Consider the following 14,820-nt stretch of genomic DNA (forward strand, 5'->3'; position numbering starts at 1 on the left):
CTATAATGATTAGTCTTTGTTATGTGCTCAGCTAAAACTGACTTATCAGCATAAATCAAAATGTATAAAGGCGAAAGCTAGTTAGCGACAATATTAAAGAGTATTCGAGGCAAGGGAGTAACTGAAAACTAAAAGAGCTTGGGCAGGAGAAAAGTTTTGTCCGGCTGTAGCAAGCAAAACTCCCGCCTGGCAGGAGTTTTTAAGCGTTTTTAAACACGATTATAGTTGTTTCGGATGAATTATAAGGTGACTTGAATATTATCAATCAGCCGAACCTTGCCTAAAAAGGCCGCTACCAAGATCACTAAATTCTTATCTGAAGTTTCAGCGACTTGCAGCGTATCGGCATTACTAACGTTGAAGTAGTCAACTCTAAAGCCTTGGTCGTTTAATTGTTTTACCGCGCTTTGCTCAACTTCATCAAAACTGAGCTTGTGCTCTTCAAGTTGCTGTTTGGCCCAAGTTAAAATGCGGTAGATACCGGCCGCCTGATCTTTTTCTGAAGCGGATAAATAACCGTTTCGAGAACTCATGGCGAGGCCGTTTTCTTCGCGTAAAATTGGTGCGCTGATAATATTGACTGGAATATTTAGATCCTGAACCATACGACGAATAATCGTAATTTGCTGGAAGTCTTTCTGACCAAACACTGCAATATCAGGACGTACCATATTAAATAATTTACTGACGATAGTGGTCACACCATCGAAATGACCCGGACGCGAAGCGCCGCAGTGTTGCTTGCCTAGCTGCTCAACATGAACTTTGGTTAAACTCGGTTGTGTTTTATTGCTTGCATAACCTGGATAAACCTCGTCTACGCTTGGCGCAAATACGATATCTGTCGATTGCGAGTCCAATTTTTCGCAGTCGGCGTCAAAAGTTCTAGGGTAAGAATCAAAGTCTTCATTCGGCCCAAACTGAGTCGGGTTTACAAAAATACTAACCACAACCACATCGGCAACCTCTTTTGCTTTTTCGACCAGACTTAGGTGGCCTTGATGTAAGTTACCCATGGTTGGGACAAAGCCGATAGTTTTACCTTCTTTGCGTGATGTAGAAAGAGCTTGCTGTAACTCTGAAATGGTTTTTGCGATGATCATAGTTCAAGGTATCTATAGGGAATAGGTATTGAGTCAGTAGTTTTAGTCGAAGGAATGTTGTGGTGCAGGAAAGTTTTTATCCTTAACTTCTCGATGGTAAAGCTCAATAGCGGCTTTGATGTTGCCATTAGAGTCCGCCATAAAGTTACGCACAAACTTCGCCTGAAACGGAGAAATGCCTAGCATGTCGTGCAACACTAAAACTTGTCCATCGACATCAACGCCTGCACCAATCCCCATTACAGGGATAGTCAGTTCTTCAGCGACTTTCTTGGCCAATTCGCTTGGTACGCACTCCAACACCAACATTCTAGCGCCGGCAGCTTCGAGCTTTTTCGCGTCATCGAGTAAAACATCAGCCGTATCTTGATCGCGCCCCTGGACTTTGAAGCCACCCAAAGCATCTACCGACTGTGGCGTTAGTCCTAGGTGAGCACACACAGGGATGCCCCGCACGGTAAGCCCCTGAATGGTGTCGAGTAACCAAGCGCCACCTTCTAGCTTAACCATCTGTGCACCGGCTTGCATAATGCGGCGCGCGGTGTCGTAAGCTTCTTCAGGTGTGCTGTAGCTCATATAAGGCATATCGCCAGCGATTAAGCAGTTTTGGTTGCCACGCGAGACACATTCAATATGATATTCCATCTGCTCCAAAGTCACTGGAACAGTGGTTTTTTGACCTTGGATCACGTTGCCTAACGAGTCGCCGACTAAGATCATATCGATACCGACTTCGGACATAACGCCGGCAAAAGTGGCGTCGTAAGCCGTCAGACAGCTGAATTTCTCGCCATTGGCTTTCAGTTTTTCAATATGACTAATGCTTGTGTACTTCATGAAAATTCCCTGCTAATCATTCTATTGGGTTGCTGAGCTAAGTGCGTCTTAACCTAATTCTGATCGAGCTTAAACCGGGCTCGGATTAAAGTAATTACGCCCAGAGTCGGTGGCGTGGATTTGCTCGAGCAACATTTCAAAATCTTTTTCGTTCTCGACGAGGTCGATGCCTGAGGCGTTAACGATTAATAACGGTGACTCATGATAATAATAGAAAAAGTCAGTATAAGCATCACAAATAGTTTGCAAGTAATTGCCACTGATAGGAACTTCTTCACGACGTCCACGCTTCTTAATACGCTCAGCAAGAACAGAGACTGGCGCTTGTAAATAAATCACTAAATCAGGCTTTGGTGCGTCGATTGTAAGGTTGTCGTAAACCTGCTCATACAAACGTAACTCTTCTTCGTCTAACGTTGAGCGCGCGAAAAGACGGTCTTTATCCATCAGATAATCCGCTATGCGAAGTGGCGAGAACATGTCCGACTGACGCAGTTCTTGAAGTTGGCGTGCTCGCTGGAATAAGAAATAGAGCTGAGTCGGTAGGGCTCCCGTTTTGGGATCTTGGTAGAAGCGTTCAAGAAAAGGGTTTTCTTCCGCTTGCTCTAGAATCAGCTCACTATCAAGCACTTCGGATAACTTGCGAGCCAAAGTGGTTTTGCCGACTCCAATCGGCCCTTCAACCGCAATAAAGTTATGAGGTATCTTGATGTTCATACTGACTCAAAGTCTCCTAAATAGTATTTCATTATTATCTTTATTTGTGTTGCGGCTTGTATTGCGAGAGCGCAATCTTCTCGAGTTGATAGCGCTCGCAATGTTGCAAAGCATGGCTAACAGATTCGCCGTCTGGAAAAACCAGCTGTGGATCGATTTCGGCCAGAGGCAATAACACAAAGTCACGCTCTTTAGCACCATAATGAGGTAGCGTTAAACGGTCTGTCTGCATGATTGTATGATCGTAGAGGACAATATCCAAATCAATTGTTCGAGCGCCCCAGTGTTCTTTGCGCACTCGACCTTGTTGATTTTCAATTGCTTGCAGTTGGTTGAGTAACTCTAGGGGCTCAAGAGATGTTTTAATTTTAGCTACAGCGTTAATAAAAGGAGGCTGATCTTGTGGCCCCATCGGTGCGCTTTGATAAAGGCTTGAGTAAGCCAGCAGGTAAGTTTCAGGTAGCTGATCCATCGCTAATAAGGCTTGTTGTACCTGTTGGGCTGGGTTGTTCAAATTACTTCCCAGCGCAATATAGCTCACCACTGCGCGCTGCATAGCTTAGTCTTTGCTTTTTGGTTTGCGACGGCGCTTGCCCTTGCGACGACGGTTTTTGGGCAACATGGCTTGCTGTTCAGCTTTGTCAGCGTCTTGGAACTTAGTCCACCAGTCGGCAATTTCGCGCAACGAAGGATCTGACTCGGCGCGTAATACCAAAAAGTCATAAGCGGCGCGGAATCGTGGGTGATTCAAAACTGCCCAAACTTTTTTTCCATGACGTTGTGGCAAGCGAATTTGCTGTGCCCAAATGTCGCGGATAACTAAGCTGTAACGCTTTGGAATCGATATAAACTGACTTTGCTCAGCTAAGGTCAGCCCCATACTTTTAAAGAAAGCATCGTTATAGCTGTGGCCTTTAGTTTCTAGCTGATGCGCGCGCTCTAAGAGTGGCTGCCATAAGAAGACTGCAATTAGGAATGCTGGGTTGACTGTATTGTCACTGGCTATTCGCTTATCTGTATTTTCTAACGCTGCGTGAATAAAGCCTTCAAAATCAGGATGAGCTGCCAGTAACTGTTCAGTTGCTGGGAACAGCTTGCTGAGCAAGCCGTGAGTCTGTAGCGCCTCAAACATGGCTTCACCCTTACCAGCGAGGAACATTTTTCGATATTCTTCAAACAAACGGGCGGCAGGGATTTGCTCTAATAAGTGGGCGAGTCTTGAGATTGGCTCTAGTGTTTTTTCTTCAATCGTCAGCCCTAGTTTAGTCGCTAAGCGCACGGCGCGAAGCATACGCACAGGATCTTCTTTGTAGCGAGTTTCTGGGTCGCCAATCATGCGAAGCTGGCGTTTGCGTAAATCGGTTAGGCCATTGCAGTAATCGTGGACACTAAAGTCTCTAACGTTGTAATACAGGGCGTTTATGGTGAAGTCACGACGTTCGGCATCTTCTTCGATGGTGCCGTAGACATTGTCACGCAGAATCATTCCGTCTTTGGCTTGTTGAATATTGCTATCACAATGTGCGCGGAAAGTGGCGACCTCAATAACTTCTCGCCCAAACATGATATGAACCAGTTTAAAGCGGCGGCCAATAATACGGCTGTTTCTAAAAAGTGCACGGATTTGCTCAGGAGTCGCGTTGGTGGTGATATCGAAGTCTTTAGGATTTAGTCCTAATAAAATATCGCGCACGCCACCGCCGACCAAGAAGGCGTCGTAGCCGGCTTTATTCAGCCGATAAAGGACTTTTAGGGCGCTGTCGCTGATGTCCTTGCGTGATACTGTGTGTTGATCACGAGGGATAATGTGGTCTGGTTGCTTCATGTTAGTGGCTGTCCCGCCATCTTTTTGATGTTTTGTGCCAGAGAACCATCGTTTTATTGTTGAGATCAATAGGTGTCATACGTCATGTGTTATTTTCAATGGTGCAATAATAGCACAGCTCTTGGGCCCTGTTGATCTTTACTGTGGCTTTGTATGGGCTTTGAAGCCGTACTGTGGCAAAACGTCATGATTCTGGGGTTAGGATTCTGAATAAAGGATCTGTTGTTGCTGTGGAATGGTTTCGAGTTGAAAGTGCTCAATCGCCCAGTCGATGATAATCTCTGGCGGCTCGCTGCGTAATGAGACAGGAGGCTTTTGTCCTAAAAATGCAATGGCTTGATGAAGTAACACGCTAGCGTTTTTGGCTTCGATCGCTGGCGCATGGTTCTGCTTAGAAAGCTTATTGCCATCGTTATTGATGGCAAGAGGTAAGTGGAACCATAGGGGCGCTGGCTTTTCTAACACTTCATACAAACGTAGCTGGCGTGGCGTTGAGTCTAGCAGATCAATTCCTCGCACTACATGATCAATACCCGCATCAATATCATCAATAACAACCGCAAGCTGATAAGCCATCAAGCCATCTTTGCGTTTAACCGTAAAATCTTCGCGATAAAGCGACTCGTCGAAAGTACAGTTGCCTTGGATTTGATCAAAGAAACTGTAGTCGCCGTCGCCGTGACGCAGTTTCCAAGCGACTTCACCCTCAAAGCTTAGCTTCTTATGCTGACATATATTAGGGTAACGTCCATTATCGCTGAGTTGATTCACCTTCTTGCGGGTGCAGTCACAAGCGTAGAGCAGCCCTTCAGCTTTTAACCACTCGAGAATATCTTTGAAGCGTGGAATATTTTCGCTTTGATAGATAATCGGGCCATCCCAGTGCAGACCAAAAGCCTCGAGTTGGCGCAGGATGGTATCAGTGGCGCCTTCGACTTCACGAGGTGGGTCTATATCTTCAATTCTAACTTGCCATTCTGCACCGTAATAGCGCGCCACTAAATAACTACCTACAGCAGCAACAAGTGAGCCAAAGTGTAATGGGCCGGATGGTGAGGGTGCGAAGCGTCCTCGTAATGAAGGCTTTTCGATAGGGGAAATAGAGCCACCGAGTTCACGCTGATCATGAACTCGGGGATTTCTTACAGACTCTTTAGGACTCGCGGGCATTAACTGCCGTATTGACGCTCTTTAATTTCGTCTAGAGTCTTACAATCGATACAAAGCTCGGCGGTTGGGCGTGCTTCTAGACGACGAATACCAATCTCGATACCGCAAGATTCGCAGTAGCCGTATTCTTCGTCATCGATTTTATTGATCGATTGAATAATTTTTTTCAAAAGTTTGCGCTCGCGGTCTCGTGTGCGAAGCTCTAATGAAAACTCTTCTTCTTGAGAAGCTCTATCGACAGGGTCAGGGAAGTTGGCCGCTTCGTCTTGCATGTGATGCACAGTACGATCAACTTCTTCCATTAGCTGACGCTTCCATTCGCTAAGGATATGACGGAAATGCCCATACTGAGCATCGTTCATGTATTCTTCGCCTTTCTTCTCTTTGTAAGGCTCAATACCTAACTTCTGTAAGGTAGTATTCGTAGCTGTTTTTTTACGTGGCATCTAATCCAATGCTCCATTTACTTTATGGTAACTATTGACTGAAAGTCATATCACAATTTCATATTTGCATTGACAAGCTTTTGAAAAAGTGAAAGAAGGATATTAGCCCTCTAAGTACCAATTGAAAAGCCAAATTTGGCAAAATAAGCTATAATTTTCAGAGATTTCGCCTAACCAGTTGATATCATTAGATAATTACTGGTAGGGCCTGATGCAACTTTATCTCTGCGGGGCTGATATGGGTATTGTAAGCATAGATTTCAACCCCCTTTTGTGCGGCATCGTGCAATAATTCAGCATATTTAGGGTCAATATGCGCCGCAGGACTGACCGTTTTAATGCCTGTGTGTTGCACTAGAAAGAATAACACTGCGCGATGACCTTGCTCGACCATGCTGACAAGTTCTCGAATATGCTTTTGACCGCGCGTACTCACGGCATCAGGAAAGTACCCCGCACCAGGTTGAAACTCTTCGCCTGTTTTTTCGTTAACACCAGATTCAAGCAAGGTTACGGTTTTGATTTCCACGTAACATTTTTTTAAAGGAGAGTCGGGCTTACTCGGATCTGTTAACAATAGGTCGATACGGCTGTTCTCGTCGCCATATTTCACCTCTTGCTGCAAAGACTCATAGCCTTGAAGTTCTTCGACAACACCATTCTCAATTCCTTCACTGACCACCTGATTAGCCAAGTGGGTATTAATACAAATCCAGTCGCCATCTTGATTGTGATTTAGAACCCAAGTGTATAAATACTTACGCTTAGGGTTCTGTGAATCCAATAACCACGCCGTATCGCCTTCCTGCCAACAGTTCTTCATAGAGCCGGTATTAGGACAGTGTGCCGTAAACTCACGGCTCTCGCCATCACCTTCATCACTCACCACATCCGCCAAAAAGCGTTTGTAGCGTTTAAGTAGGGTGGTTTTTATTAAAGGTGGAGAGAATTTCATACTTATAATTTATTGTTGCTTTGCTTCAGTCTAGTAATCACCGCTAGTTAAAGCAACCGATACAAGCTTGAAATAGCAGTACTTTATGATTTAATACGCGGGATAATAATCAAGGATATAGGGAATAAAAAGATGATTAGTAAAAAACAGTGGGTACTGTCGGTGCTGTTTCTTGTGCTATTTGTGTTGCTGGCGGGGGGAGCTATAGGATTTGTTGCTACAACTTTTGTCGATGATGTAACGCGCTTACAAAACAATTTGATTTTTAATCAGACACTTTCTATCTCTATACTTTTTATCGCCATTTTATTGGTATATAAAATTGTCTTAAAAACCAATTTATTACTTAGTATAAAGTCAAAAAAGGTGTATCTGCTTTTTATAGCGGGATTCGTTACTTGTCTACTCGTTAACCTATACCGAGACCTACTGTTTGATGATGGTGTCGCTAACTTTCAAGATATTGTAATAGAAAGCATTCCACTGATAGCCATTGTTGCTGTGGGTGTTCTTTGCGAAGAACTGCTTTTTCGGAAGTACTTGGTCGATCTCGGCCAAGGTTTAGGTCTTAAACTGTGGTTGAGCTGCTTAGTGTCTGCTGTGCTATTTGCACTTATTCATGCAGCTGCTTTAGAAAACAGCTGGTTTTTAATTGTGTCTGCCTTGGTTTATTCATACTTCACTTATCTTTTCAAAAGCATTTCATTCGCAGTGGGTGCACATTTAGCTTTTAATATACTGACTATGTTTACTACCCCAGCAGGTGTGGAGTCTAATTTAACAACTAATTATTACTCTGATGTGCCTTCGGAGTGGGCCTTTAGTAGCATTATGTTCGACCTTAATCTACTAGCGCTTGTGTTGATAGTGCTTTCGATAAAGGGGGATTTATCGAAATGGCACCGTCAAAGAATTGCAACACAGAATATATAATGACATTAAATAGATAAGTTGAGCTTGCCTCTAAACTTACTCCGCGTAAAACACTTTGCCGTTTTCGACTTCTAATTTCACTTCTCTGAGGCTAGCGCCGGCGCAGGGGCCTGCGACACAGTGGCCTGTGTTTGGTTCGAATAGGGCGCCGTGGGTGAAGCACATCAGATACTTTTCGTCGTCAGTCATGAACTGGTCGTCCTGCCAGTTGAGGTTGGTGCCTGCGTGTGGGCAGCGATTGACGTAGCCATACACATTCAAGCCTTGGCGCACAATAATGAGGTCGCGATCTTCGCTCGGCGAGGGGTGTGGAAAGGCTTTTGCTTGCCCGTCTTTGATATCCGTAACTAAGCATAAATGTGACATAGTAAATCGTATCCAGTATGTTTTTTATTGAGTGCCAATGATTGTGTAAAGTTTCTCAAATTATCGCAATTCTGCGCTACTTCATCACGCCCAGCCCATAGTTTTTCCAAGGGCATGGGTATAGAATGTAAGAATTCTATCAGTATAAAAAATAGACGCAATAGAGTTTTATGCAAATGATTCTGTGGGGTTTGCTGGCTGTGGTCGGTTTATACGTAATTTATGTGCTGTTTTTTTATACAGTACAGCGTCGACTGCTATTTCCAGTGCATGAGTTGCCCGCTCATAATGCCGATCTAATTACCCAAGCGGGTGGTGAGCTGATTCGCTTGCCTTTTTCACAAGGCGAGTTTGAGCTTGGCCTCTTGCCACCTCTAAAAAATGTCTACGGCGATAAGTCGCCAGTCGTCATGTTGGCGCACGGTAACGGCAACATTATTGATGATTGGGCGCCTCGGGTGGACTATATCCGTGAGCAAGGCTACAGCGTGGTATTAGTGGAATATCCTGGCTATGGGCGCTCTGACGGTAAGCCAAGCTACAGAACCATTAAAGAATGTATGCTCAAGGCATACAGCTGGGTCGAGCAACAGGCGCAATATGATAAAGAACATATATCATTGCTTGGGCGTTCTATGGGGGGCGGTGCTGTTTTAAGTGTCTTGTCGGAAAAAACACCTTATGCGGTGATTTTGATGTCTACTTACTCGAGTGTCATGGATTTAGCCAAACAGCGCTGGGTACCACACTTCTTAGTGCGTGACCCCTTCGATAACGTTTCCGCGCTGAAAAGCTATAAAGGGCGAGCGTTTCTGGTGCATGGCGAAGCGGATCGCACGGTGCCGATTGATGCATTGAGTAAACTTTTAGCGGCGAAACAGGACGCGGAGCACCAAATTCATTCCACGGGGCACGCAGATACCCCTGAAAATTGGGATGAATTTTGGGTCAAGGTGGCGGAAATCCTGAAGCCTCAAGCCATGAGTTAATGAATCGGACTCGCTACAGACTGTCGATTAGTTGACACATCGTGTAAAATAGTCCTGTTCTCAATATTAGTGGTAATACAAACCAAATGAATCAATTAGATAGCCTCCAGGCCAAACTCCCAACTCCTTGGGGAGACTTTATGATCCATGCGCTTGAAACCAATGATGGCAAAGAGCATATCGCCATGACGTATGGCGAGTGGGATAAAGAGCAGGCGGTATTGGCAAGAATTCACTCTGAGTGTTTAACCGGCGACGCCTTATTCAGTTTGCGTTGCGACTGTGGTTTTCAACTCCGCGCCGCATTGGAAAAAATTGCCGAAGAAGGCTCTGGGGTTTTATTGTATTTGCGTCAAGAAGGACGCGGTATTGGTTTAACCAACAAAATTCGAGCCTATTCCCTGCAAGATCAGGGAATGGACACGGTACAGGCGAATGAGCACTTAGGCTTTGGTGCCGACGAGCGAGATTTCAAAGTCGCCTCAGACGCACTCGACGTATTGGGCGTAAGTAAAGTTCGCTTAATGACCAATAACCCTCGAAAAGTCAGCTCGATGAAAGATGCTGGCATCGATGTGGTCGAGCGTGTGCCTTTGAAGTTTGGTCAAAACCCTCATAATGCACTGTACTTATCCACTAAACAGTCAAAATTAGGGCATCTGTTTTAATTGCAGCCTTTGCCCTAAATACAAATAATAAGGATTCTTATGACTTTAGATATTTATCTTTCCAGCGAAAGCGCACCTGAGCAATGGGGCCAAGGCGCAATCCTGAGCTTCAAAGATGATAGTGCGACGATTCACACCAACGATCCTGAGTTAATTCAAGTGGCAGCACGCCGTTTAATTACTCAAGGCTTGTCGTTTTTTAGCTTGAAAGGCGACTGGCAGTTGGAGCAGCAGTGGGCATTTTTCCAAGGCGCCTACGAGCCGAAAGTGGATGTGCAGATAGATTTTGCAGAGCTTAGCGACGAAGACAATAGCGAGTTAGATGCGAGAATCCAAGTCAGCCGTTGGATGCGTTCGATGGTTAATGAAACGCCTGAAGTTTTAGCGCCATTAGTCTTGGCTGAAGAAGCGGCCCAGTTTATACAAAGCCTTGCTCCGGACAATGTCAGCTTCGACATTATTGTCGGTGAAGATTTAAAAGATCAGGGCCATATCGGAACTTGGGAAGTGGGTCGTGGCTCCTCGCGTCCACCTGCACTACTCAAGCTAAAGTATGATCCGAAAAACAATAACAGCATGCCAGTGGCAGCTTTAGTCGGTAAAGGGATTACTTTTGATAGTGGTGGTTATAGTATCAAGCCAAGCGCTGGCATGTTACACATGAAAGCCGATATGGGTGGTGCTGCTACAGTTACCGGTGGTTTGGCTTTAGCTATCCTTCGTGGTTTAGACAAGCCTGTGGACTTATATTTGTGCTGCGCTGAGAACCTAATTAGTGGCCATGCTTATAAGCTCGGTGATATTTTGACTTACCCGAATGGCGTGTCTGTCGAAATTCAGAACTCAGATGCGGAAGGCCGTGTGGTGCTAGCCGATGGTTTGTTATTAGCCGGTCAGTCGGGCGCTAAAACGATAATTGATGCGGCGACATTAACAGGTGCTGCGGTAACTGCCGTTGGTGGCGACTACAACGCAGTATTTGCGCTTGATCAGGATGCTAGCCAGAACTTCTTAGAAATTGCTCGTGAAGAAAACGAACGTCACTGGCCATTGCCGCTAGAGGCATTCCATGCGCACCGTTGCCCGTCGCACTTTGCTGATACGGCAAACAGCCGTGCGGTCAAAGGTGGTGGACCAGGTGGCGCGAGTAATGCAGCCGGCTTCTTATCTCGTTTTGTACCAAATAACGGCCAAGGCTGGATTCATGTCGACTTAGCGTCTGCTTATAACGACAGTCCAACGCCAAAATGGTCAGCCGGTGGTACTGGTTTAGGCTTCAGAACGATCGCGGCTAAATTGCTGAAAAGCTAAAGATATCTAGTCATTGCGAGCGACTAGCGGGAGCGTGGCAATCTCATTATAGAGAACGCTTCGCTCGTCAGCTCACTCGCGATGACTTAAAAGCTAATGGTTAGTCCTTAATTCCAAAAAACTGCTCTTTGATGCTGGGCTGATACAAAGGCCATTCTTCCAAAACTTCGTAATAGACTCCTTTCTCGTTTTGCACCGACTCCATGAGGCAAAAATGTTCTGCTTTTAACTCTATGGCTAGGGTTTGCTGCAAATCACTAACCGGCTGACATTCCCGAAATAGCGTGACGTGTGGTCGAAAACCATGCTTTTCCTTGGGCGAAAAAAAGCCTTCTTGAGCTATTGATTGGTTTATATGCTTCCTGACTGCCTTTAACTGGTCTTTCCCTTGAACAACTTCGATACAGCCAATCTCTGCTTTGGGGTAATAGGCATAGCGCTCTAAGCTTATTGAAAAGGGCTTTATTCCAGGCGAATCGATGGTGTCGATTAAATCTGGAATCTTTTGTCGATCAATGGAACCTAGAAACTGCAGGGTAATGTGGAAATTATGAACCTTTACTGCCCGCCCCGCGAAAACAGGGTTCTTTTGTTGTAGCTTTTCGAGCTTATTTTTGATGTTTTGTGGGATATCGATAGCAAAAAAGAGTCGTGCCTTATTTTTAACAGAATTTGCTATAGAGAACATATAATTTACGACGTCTAATTTGTTAAGATGAGACCAATTGTAACGAATAGTATTGATAATATGTCAAAAAAACCAAAAAAGAAAATCGCTAAAAAAACGAAAGCGACACAAGCAAAGCAGACTCGTCGCAAAAAACTCCGTTCTTTATTTTGGAAGCTATTATTAGTTTTTGTGGTCGTTTTTGCAGGATTTACACTGTATTTAGACTCTGTGATCCAGAGTAAATTTAGCGAAAACCGATGGCAGCTGCCGGCTAGGGTTTATGCCCAGTCGCTAGAACTGGCAAATGGCAAGCCCATGACCGCGACTCGCTTACGTCAAGAGCTTGAGCTGCTAGGCTACCGAAAAGTGGTTAAAGCCACGCGCCAAGGGGACTACGAAAATTATCAAGGTTCGTTCTTTATCCACATTCGTGAGTTCCAGTTTTGGGATGGTGAGCAAAAATCCCTTCCTGTGTCTTTCAACATACGATCAGGGCGCATTGCCAATCTAAAAAATCGTGATACTGGAGAAAGCCTACAGATGGCGCGACTGGATCCGTTATTGATTGGGCAGTTCCATCCAAACCGACTGGAAGATCGTATTTTAGTGCAACTCGAGGAAGTTCCAGAGCACTTTAAGCAAGCGTTATTGACTGTTGAAGACCGTGATTTTTATGAGCATAACGGTGTCTCGCCGAAAGCCATCATGCGTGCTCTATGGCATAACATTCGCAGCGACGGTCGCTCGCAAGGCGGAAGTACCATTACTCAGCAGTTGGTGAAAAACTACTTCTTAACAAATGAACGTACCCTCTGGCGTAAATTTAAAGAAGCCATCATGTCGGTGATTCTAGAAGTCCGCTATGAAAAAGATGATATCTTGCAGGCTTACTACAATGAGGTTTACTTTGGGCAAGATGGTGGCCGTGCGATCCATGGCGTAGGGCTCGCTAGTCAGTACTTTTTTGATAAACGAGTACGTGACTTAACGCCAGCGCAATCTGCAATGCTTGTGGGGATGCTCAAAAGCCCAACTGGTTATAACCCACGCCGAAAAAAAGAAGCGGCCTTAAAGCGTCGAAATCAAGTTTTAAAATTGATGTACGACCAAAAGCATTTAACCGAACAAGAGTATAAGCAACAGCGCGAAACTACGTTATCAGTGGTGGCAAAGCCGGCATTGAAACTATCAAGAGTACCAGCCTTTATGGATCTGGTGCGCCGTCGCTTGCAGGACTCTTATTCCGAGGAAGAGTTAAAGTCGGAAGGCTTACGAATTTTTACTACGCTCGATCCAGTTATGCAGCGCTATACCGAGGAGAAGGTTGCTTCCACACTGGATACTATTGAGCGAAGTAAGGGTATCGAAAAGGATTCGCTACAAACAGCAGTGATTATCACGTCGAGTGACACCGGTAACATCTTAGCCTTAGTTGGCGATCGCTATTCTGATAAGGCTGGTTTTAACCGTGCCATCGATGCGAAACGTCAAATCGGTTCAGTGATAAAGCCTTACGTGGTGTTAGCGGCGCTGGAAAAAAGTAATAAATACAACTTATCTACCATCATCAGTGACGAGGCTTTATCGCTTAAGCAGCGCGACGGCACCTTGTGGCAGCCACGAAACTATGACCGTCAATATCATGGGCAGGTACCCTTATTTGTAGCGCTAATGAAGTCTTACAACATCGCCATGGCGCGTCTTGGGCAGCAGGTGGGCATTGAAAACGTAGCTGAGTTTATCGAGCAAGCAGGCGTAGAAGGCGAAGTTCCAGCGCTGGATGCCTTGCCACTGGGCGTGTTAGAACTAACGCCAATTGAGTTAGCGGGTTTATACCAGTCGCTAGCAAGTGGTGGCTTAAAGATTAAGCCAGCTGCAATTACAGCGGTGACCGATAATAAAGGCGAGTTGCTTGAGCGTTATCCTATCGACTCTGAACGAATTGCTTCCGAGTTAAATACTTACTTGGTCAAAGCGGGCATGCAGTTAGTAGTGAAAAAAGGTACTGCGCGTTATTTGCATAAGCAAAACCCTTTCACTAATTTTGCAGGTAAAACTGGGACAACGAATGACCTGAAAGACTCATGGTTTGCTGGTTTCTCTGGCGAGCATTTGGCCGTTGTTTGGGTTGGGCGCGACGATAATAAGGAAGCAAACATTACAGGCTCATCAGCTGCCTTACCTGTGTTTACCGATATATTTAACGGCATACCGACGGAAACTCTACGTTTAGGCTATGAAGAAAATATTGAGTGGAAGTTGATTGATCCCGCGACGGGGTTACTGGCTGATGACTATTGTGAAGAGTCGATAGAAGTACCATTTATTCGTGGCACAGCACCAACGGATAGTGCTAACTGTAAACCTGAAGAGGAGAGCTTCTTTGGACTTTAAATTAGACGCAAGGCTAGAGCGCGACTGTATTCTGCTTGGGAACTTTGAGCTGTGTCAGGTATTGCTGATGAATGATGCGAATTATCCGTGGCTAATTTTAGTGCCGCGGGTAAGTGGTATTCGCGAAACCTATGAATTATCAGGGTCTCAGAAAGCAACACTGATGAAAGAGTCTAACTTTGTTTTAGAAGCGATGGCTAAAACATTTAACGCTGACAAAATGAACTTAGGTGCTTTGGGTAATATTGTGCCGCAGCTTCATATTCACCATATTGTCCGTTACGAAACCGATCTGGCGTGGCCAGCCCCAGTATGGGGTAAGGTCGAACCGAAACCTTATTCGGATAGTGAACGTGAAGCAGTAGTTGCTAAGCTTAATGCAATGCTTAGCAACTACTCAGGTTTTGAAAGTACAGCGCAGAAGTAGAGGTGTTTA

The 14,820-nt window shown here is 45.1% G+C and carries 16 protein-coding genes; 6 read left to right on the forward strand and 10 right to left on the reverse strand.

Annotated features, from left to right (window positions below):
• Window positions 1-239: 239 nt before the first annotated feature.
• The 8 genes from panC to sfsA form a co-directional block, all read right to left on the reverse strand.
• Window positions 240-1,103 (reverse strand): pantoate--beta-alanine ligase, encoded by an 864-nt coding sequence (gene panC, locus ABD128_RS08780; RefSeq protein ID WP_343989253.1) that lies wholly within the window; start codon window positions 1,101-1,103, stop codon window positions 240-242.
• Between the two features lie 42 nt (window positions 1,104-1,145).
• The gene (gene panB / locus ABD128_RS08785) at window positions 1,146-1,940 is read right to left on the reverse strand and encodes a 3-methyl-2-oxobutanoate hydroxymethyltransferase (RefSeq protein WP_343989255.1); all 795 of its coding nucleotides are present in this window, start codon (window positions 1,938-1,940) and stop codon (window positions 1,146-1,148) included.
• 69 nt (window positions 1,941-2,009) lie between these two features.
• The gene (locus ABD128_RS08790) at window positions 2,010-2,657 is read right to left on the reverse strand and encodes a deoxynucleoside kinase (protein ID WP_110200622.1); all 648 of its coding nucleotides are present in this window, start codon (window positions 2,655-2,657) and stop codon (window positions 2,010-2,012) included.
• A 40-nt stretch (window positions 2,658-2,697) separates the two neighbouring features.
• Window positions 2,698-3,213, reverse strand: coding sequence for a 2-amino-4-hydroxy-6-hydroxymethyldihydropteridine diphosphokinase (gene folK / locus ABD128_RS08795; RefSeq protein WP_343989259.1), 516 nt, complete (start codon window positions 3,211-3,213; stop codon window positions 2,698-2,700).
• A gap of 3 nt (window positions 3,214-3,216) precedes the next feature.
• Window positions 3,217-4,482, reverse strand: coding sequence for a polynucleotide adenylyltransferase PcnB (pcnB, locus tag ABD128_RS08800; RefSeq protein ID WP_343989261.1), 1,266 nt, complete (start codon window positions 4,480-4,482; stop codon window positions 3,217-3,219).
• Window positions 4,483-4,680: 198 nt separating this feature from the next.
• Complete coding sequence (gene gluQRS, locus ABD128_RS08805; RefSeq protein WP_343989263.1) at window positions 4,681-5,652, reverse strand: tRNA glutamyl-Q(34) synthetase GluQRS; 972 nt, start codon at window positions 5,650-5,652, stop codon at window positions 4,681-4,683.
• The gene (dksA, locus tag ABD128_RS08810) at window positions 5,652-6,098 is read right to left on the reverse strand and encodes an RNA polymerase-binding protein DksA (protein WP_343989265.1); all 447 of its coding nucleotides are present in this window, start codon (window positions 6,096-6,098) and stop codon (window positions 5,652-5,654) included. Before dksA ends, gluQRS begins: the two co-directional genes overlap by 1 nt.
• Before the next feature lie 187 nt (window positions 6,099-6,285).
• The gene (sfsA, locus tag ABD128_RS08815; RefSeq protein WP_343989267.1) at window positions 6,286-7,053 is read right to left on the reverse strand and encodes a DNA/RNA nuclease SfsA; all 768 of its coding nucleotides are present in this window, start codon (window positions 7,051-7,053) and stop codon (window positions 6,286-6,288) included.
• A gap of 132 nt (window positions 7,054-7,185) precedes the next feature.
• Here sfsA and ABD128_RS08820 point away from each other — a divergent pair, with 132 nt between their 5' ends.
• On the forward strand, window positions 7,186-7,986 hold the full coding sequence (locus ABD128_RS08820; protein WP_343989269.1) for a CPBP family intramembrane glutamic endopeptidase: 801 nt from the start codon (window positions 7,186-7,188) through the stop codon (window positions 7,984-7,986).
• A gap of 36 nt (window positions 7,987-8,022) precedes the next feature.
• On the opposite strand, the gene ABD128_RS08825 is transcribed toward ABD128_RS08820, so the two are convergent.
• Window positions 8,023-8,352 (reverse strand): Rieske (2Fe-2S) protein, encoded by a 330-nt coding sequence (locus ABD128_RS08825; RefSeq protein WP_343989271.1) that lies wholly within the window; start codon window positions 8,350-8,352, stop codon window positions 8,023-8,025.
• 170 nt (window positions 8,353-8,522) lie between these two features.
• Between ABD128_RS08825 and ABD128_RS08830 the strand changes: the two genes are divergently transcribed.
• The 3 genes from ABD128_RS08830 to pepB all read left to right on the forward strand — a co-directional run bounded on the left by ABD128_RS08830 (window position 8,523) and on the right by pepB (window position 11,320).
• Window positions 8,523-9,341 carry an alpha/beta hydrolase gene (locus ABD128_RS08830; RefSeq protein ID WP_343989273.1) on the forward strand — a complete coding sequence of 273 codons (819 nt, stop codon included), beginning with the start codon at window positions 8,523-8,525 and terminating at the stop codon, window positions 9,339-9,341.
• A gap of 86 nt (window positions 9,342-9,427) precedes the next feature.
• The gene (gene ribA, locus ABD128_RS08835; protein ID WP_343989275.1) at window positions 9,428-10,009 is read left to right on the forward strand and encodes a GTP cyclohydrolase II; all 582 of its coding nucleotides are present in this window, start codon (window positions 9,428-9,430) and stop codon (window positions 10,007-10,009) included.
• Between the two features lie 39 nt (window positions 10,010-10,048).
• A complete protein-coding gene (gene pepB / locus ABD128_RS08840) occupies window positions 10,049-11,320 on the forward strand; it encodes an aminopeptidase PepB (protein WP_343989277.1) in 1,272 nt (423 codons plus the stop codon).
• A gap of 100 nt (window positions 11,321-11,420) precedes the next feature.
• Here the strand turns inward: pepB and thpR are convergent, their stop codons facing one another.
• Window positions 11,421-12,008, reverse strand: a complete 588-nt coding sequence (thpR, locus tag ABD128_RS08845; RefSeq protein WP_343989279.1) for an RNA 2',3'-cyclic phosphodiesterase — start codon at window positions 12,006-12,008, stop codon at window positions 11,421-11,423.
• A gap of 60 nt (window positions 12,009-12,068) precedes the next feature.
• Between thpR and mrcB the strand changes: the two genes are divergently transcribed.
• A complete protein-coding gene (gene mrcB / locus ABD128_RS08850) occupies window positions 12,069-14,384 on the forward strand; it encodes a penicillin-binding protein 1B (RefSeq protein WP_343989281.1) in 2,316 nt (771 codons plus the stop codon).
• Window positions 14,374-14,811 carry an HIT domain-containing protein gene (locus tag ABD128_RS08855; RefSeq protein ID WP_343989283.1) on the forward strand — a complete coding sequence of 146 codons (438 nt, stop codon included), beginning with the start codon at window positions 14,374-14,376 and terminating at the stop codon, window positions 14,809-14,811. The genes mrcB and ABD128_RS08855 overlap by 11 nt, the downstream gene beginning before the upstream one ends.
• Window positions 14,812-14,820: the final 9 nt, after the last annotated feature.

It is taken from the genome of Kangiella japonica, assembly GCF_039523535.1.
Lineage (GTDB): Bacteria > Pseudomonadota > Gammaproteobacteria > Enterobacterales > Kangiellaceae > Kangiella > Kangiella japonica.

What these genes read in the sequence shown, in the direction of transcription:
- panC (WP_343989253.1), bottom strand. Translation starts at nt 1,103, where the DNA reads ATGATCATCGCAAAAACCATTTCAGAGTTACAGCAAGCTCTTTCTACA.
- panB (WP_343989255.1), bottom strand. Translation starts at nt 1,940, where the DNA reads ATGAAGTACACAAGCATTAGTCATATTGAAAAACTGAAAGCCAATGGC.
- ABD128_RS08790 (WP_110200622.1), bottom strand. Translation starts at nt 2,657, where the DNA reads ATGAACATCAAGATACCTCATAACTTTATTGCGGTTGAAGGGCCGATT.
- folK (WP_343989259.1), bottom strand. Translation starts at nt 3,213, where the DNA reads ATGCAGCGCGCAGTGGTGAGCTATATTGCGCTGGGAAGTAATTTGAAC.
- pcnB (WP_343989261.1), bottom strand. Translation starts at nt 4,482, where the DNA reads ATGAAGCAACCAGACCACATTATCCCTCGTGATCAACACACAGTATCA.
- gluQRS (WP_343989263.1), bottom strand. Translation starts at nt 5,652, where the DNA reads ATGCCCGCGAGTCCTAAAGAGTCTGTAAGAAATCCCCGAGTTCATGAT.
- dksA (WP_343989265.1), bottom strand. Translation starts at nt 6,098, where the DNA reads ATGCCACGTAAAAAAACAGCTACGAATACTACCTTACAGAAGTTAGGT.
- sfsA (WP_343989267.1), bottom strand. Translation starts at nt 7,053, where the DNA reads ATGAAATTCTCTCCACCTTTAATAAAAACCACCCTACTTAAACGCTAC.
- ABD128_RS08820 (WP_343989269.1), top strand. Translation starts at nt 7,186, where the DNA reads ATGATTAGTAAAAAACAGTGGGTACTGTCGGTGCTGTTTCTTGTGCTA.
- ABD128_RS08825 (WP_343989271.1), bottom strand. Translation starts at nt 8,352, where the DNA reads ATGTCACATTTATGCTTAGTTACGGATATCAAAGACGGGCAAGCAAAA.
- ABD128_RS08830 (WP_343989273.1), top strand. Translation starts at nt 8,523, where the DNA reads ATGCAAATGATTCTGTGGGGTTTGCTGGCTGTGGTCGGTTTATACGTA.
- ribA (WP_343989275.1), top strand. Translation starts at nt 9,428, where the DNA reads ATGAATCAATTAGATAGCCTCCAGGCCAAACTCCCAACTCCTTGGGGA.
- pepB (WP_343989277.1), top strand. Translation starts at nt 10,049, where the DNA reads ATGACTTTAGATATTTATCTTTCCAGCGAAAGCGCACCTGAGCAATGG.
- thpR (WP_343989279.1), bottom strand. Translation starts at nt 12,008, where the DNA reads ATGTTCTCTATAGCAAATTCTGTTAAAAATAAGGCACGACTCTTTTTT.
- mrcB (WP_343989281.1), top strand. Translation starts at nt 12,069, where the DNA reads ATGTCAAAAAAACCAAAAAAGAAAATCGCTAAAAAAACGAAAGCGACA.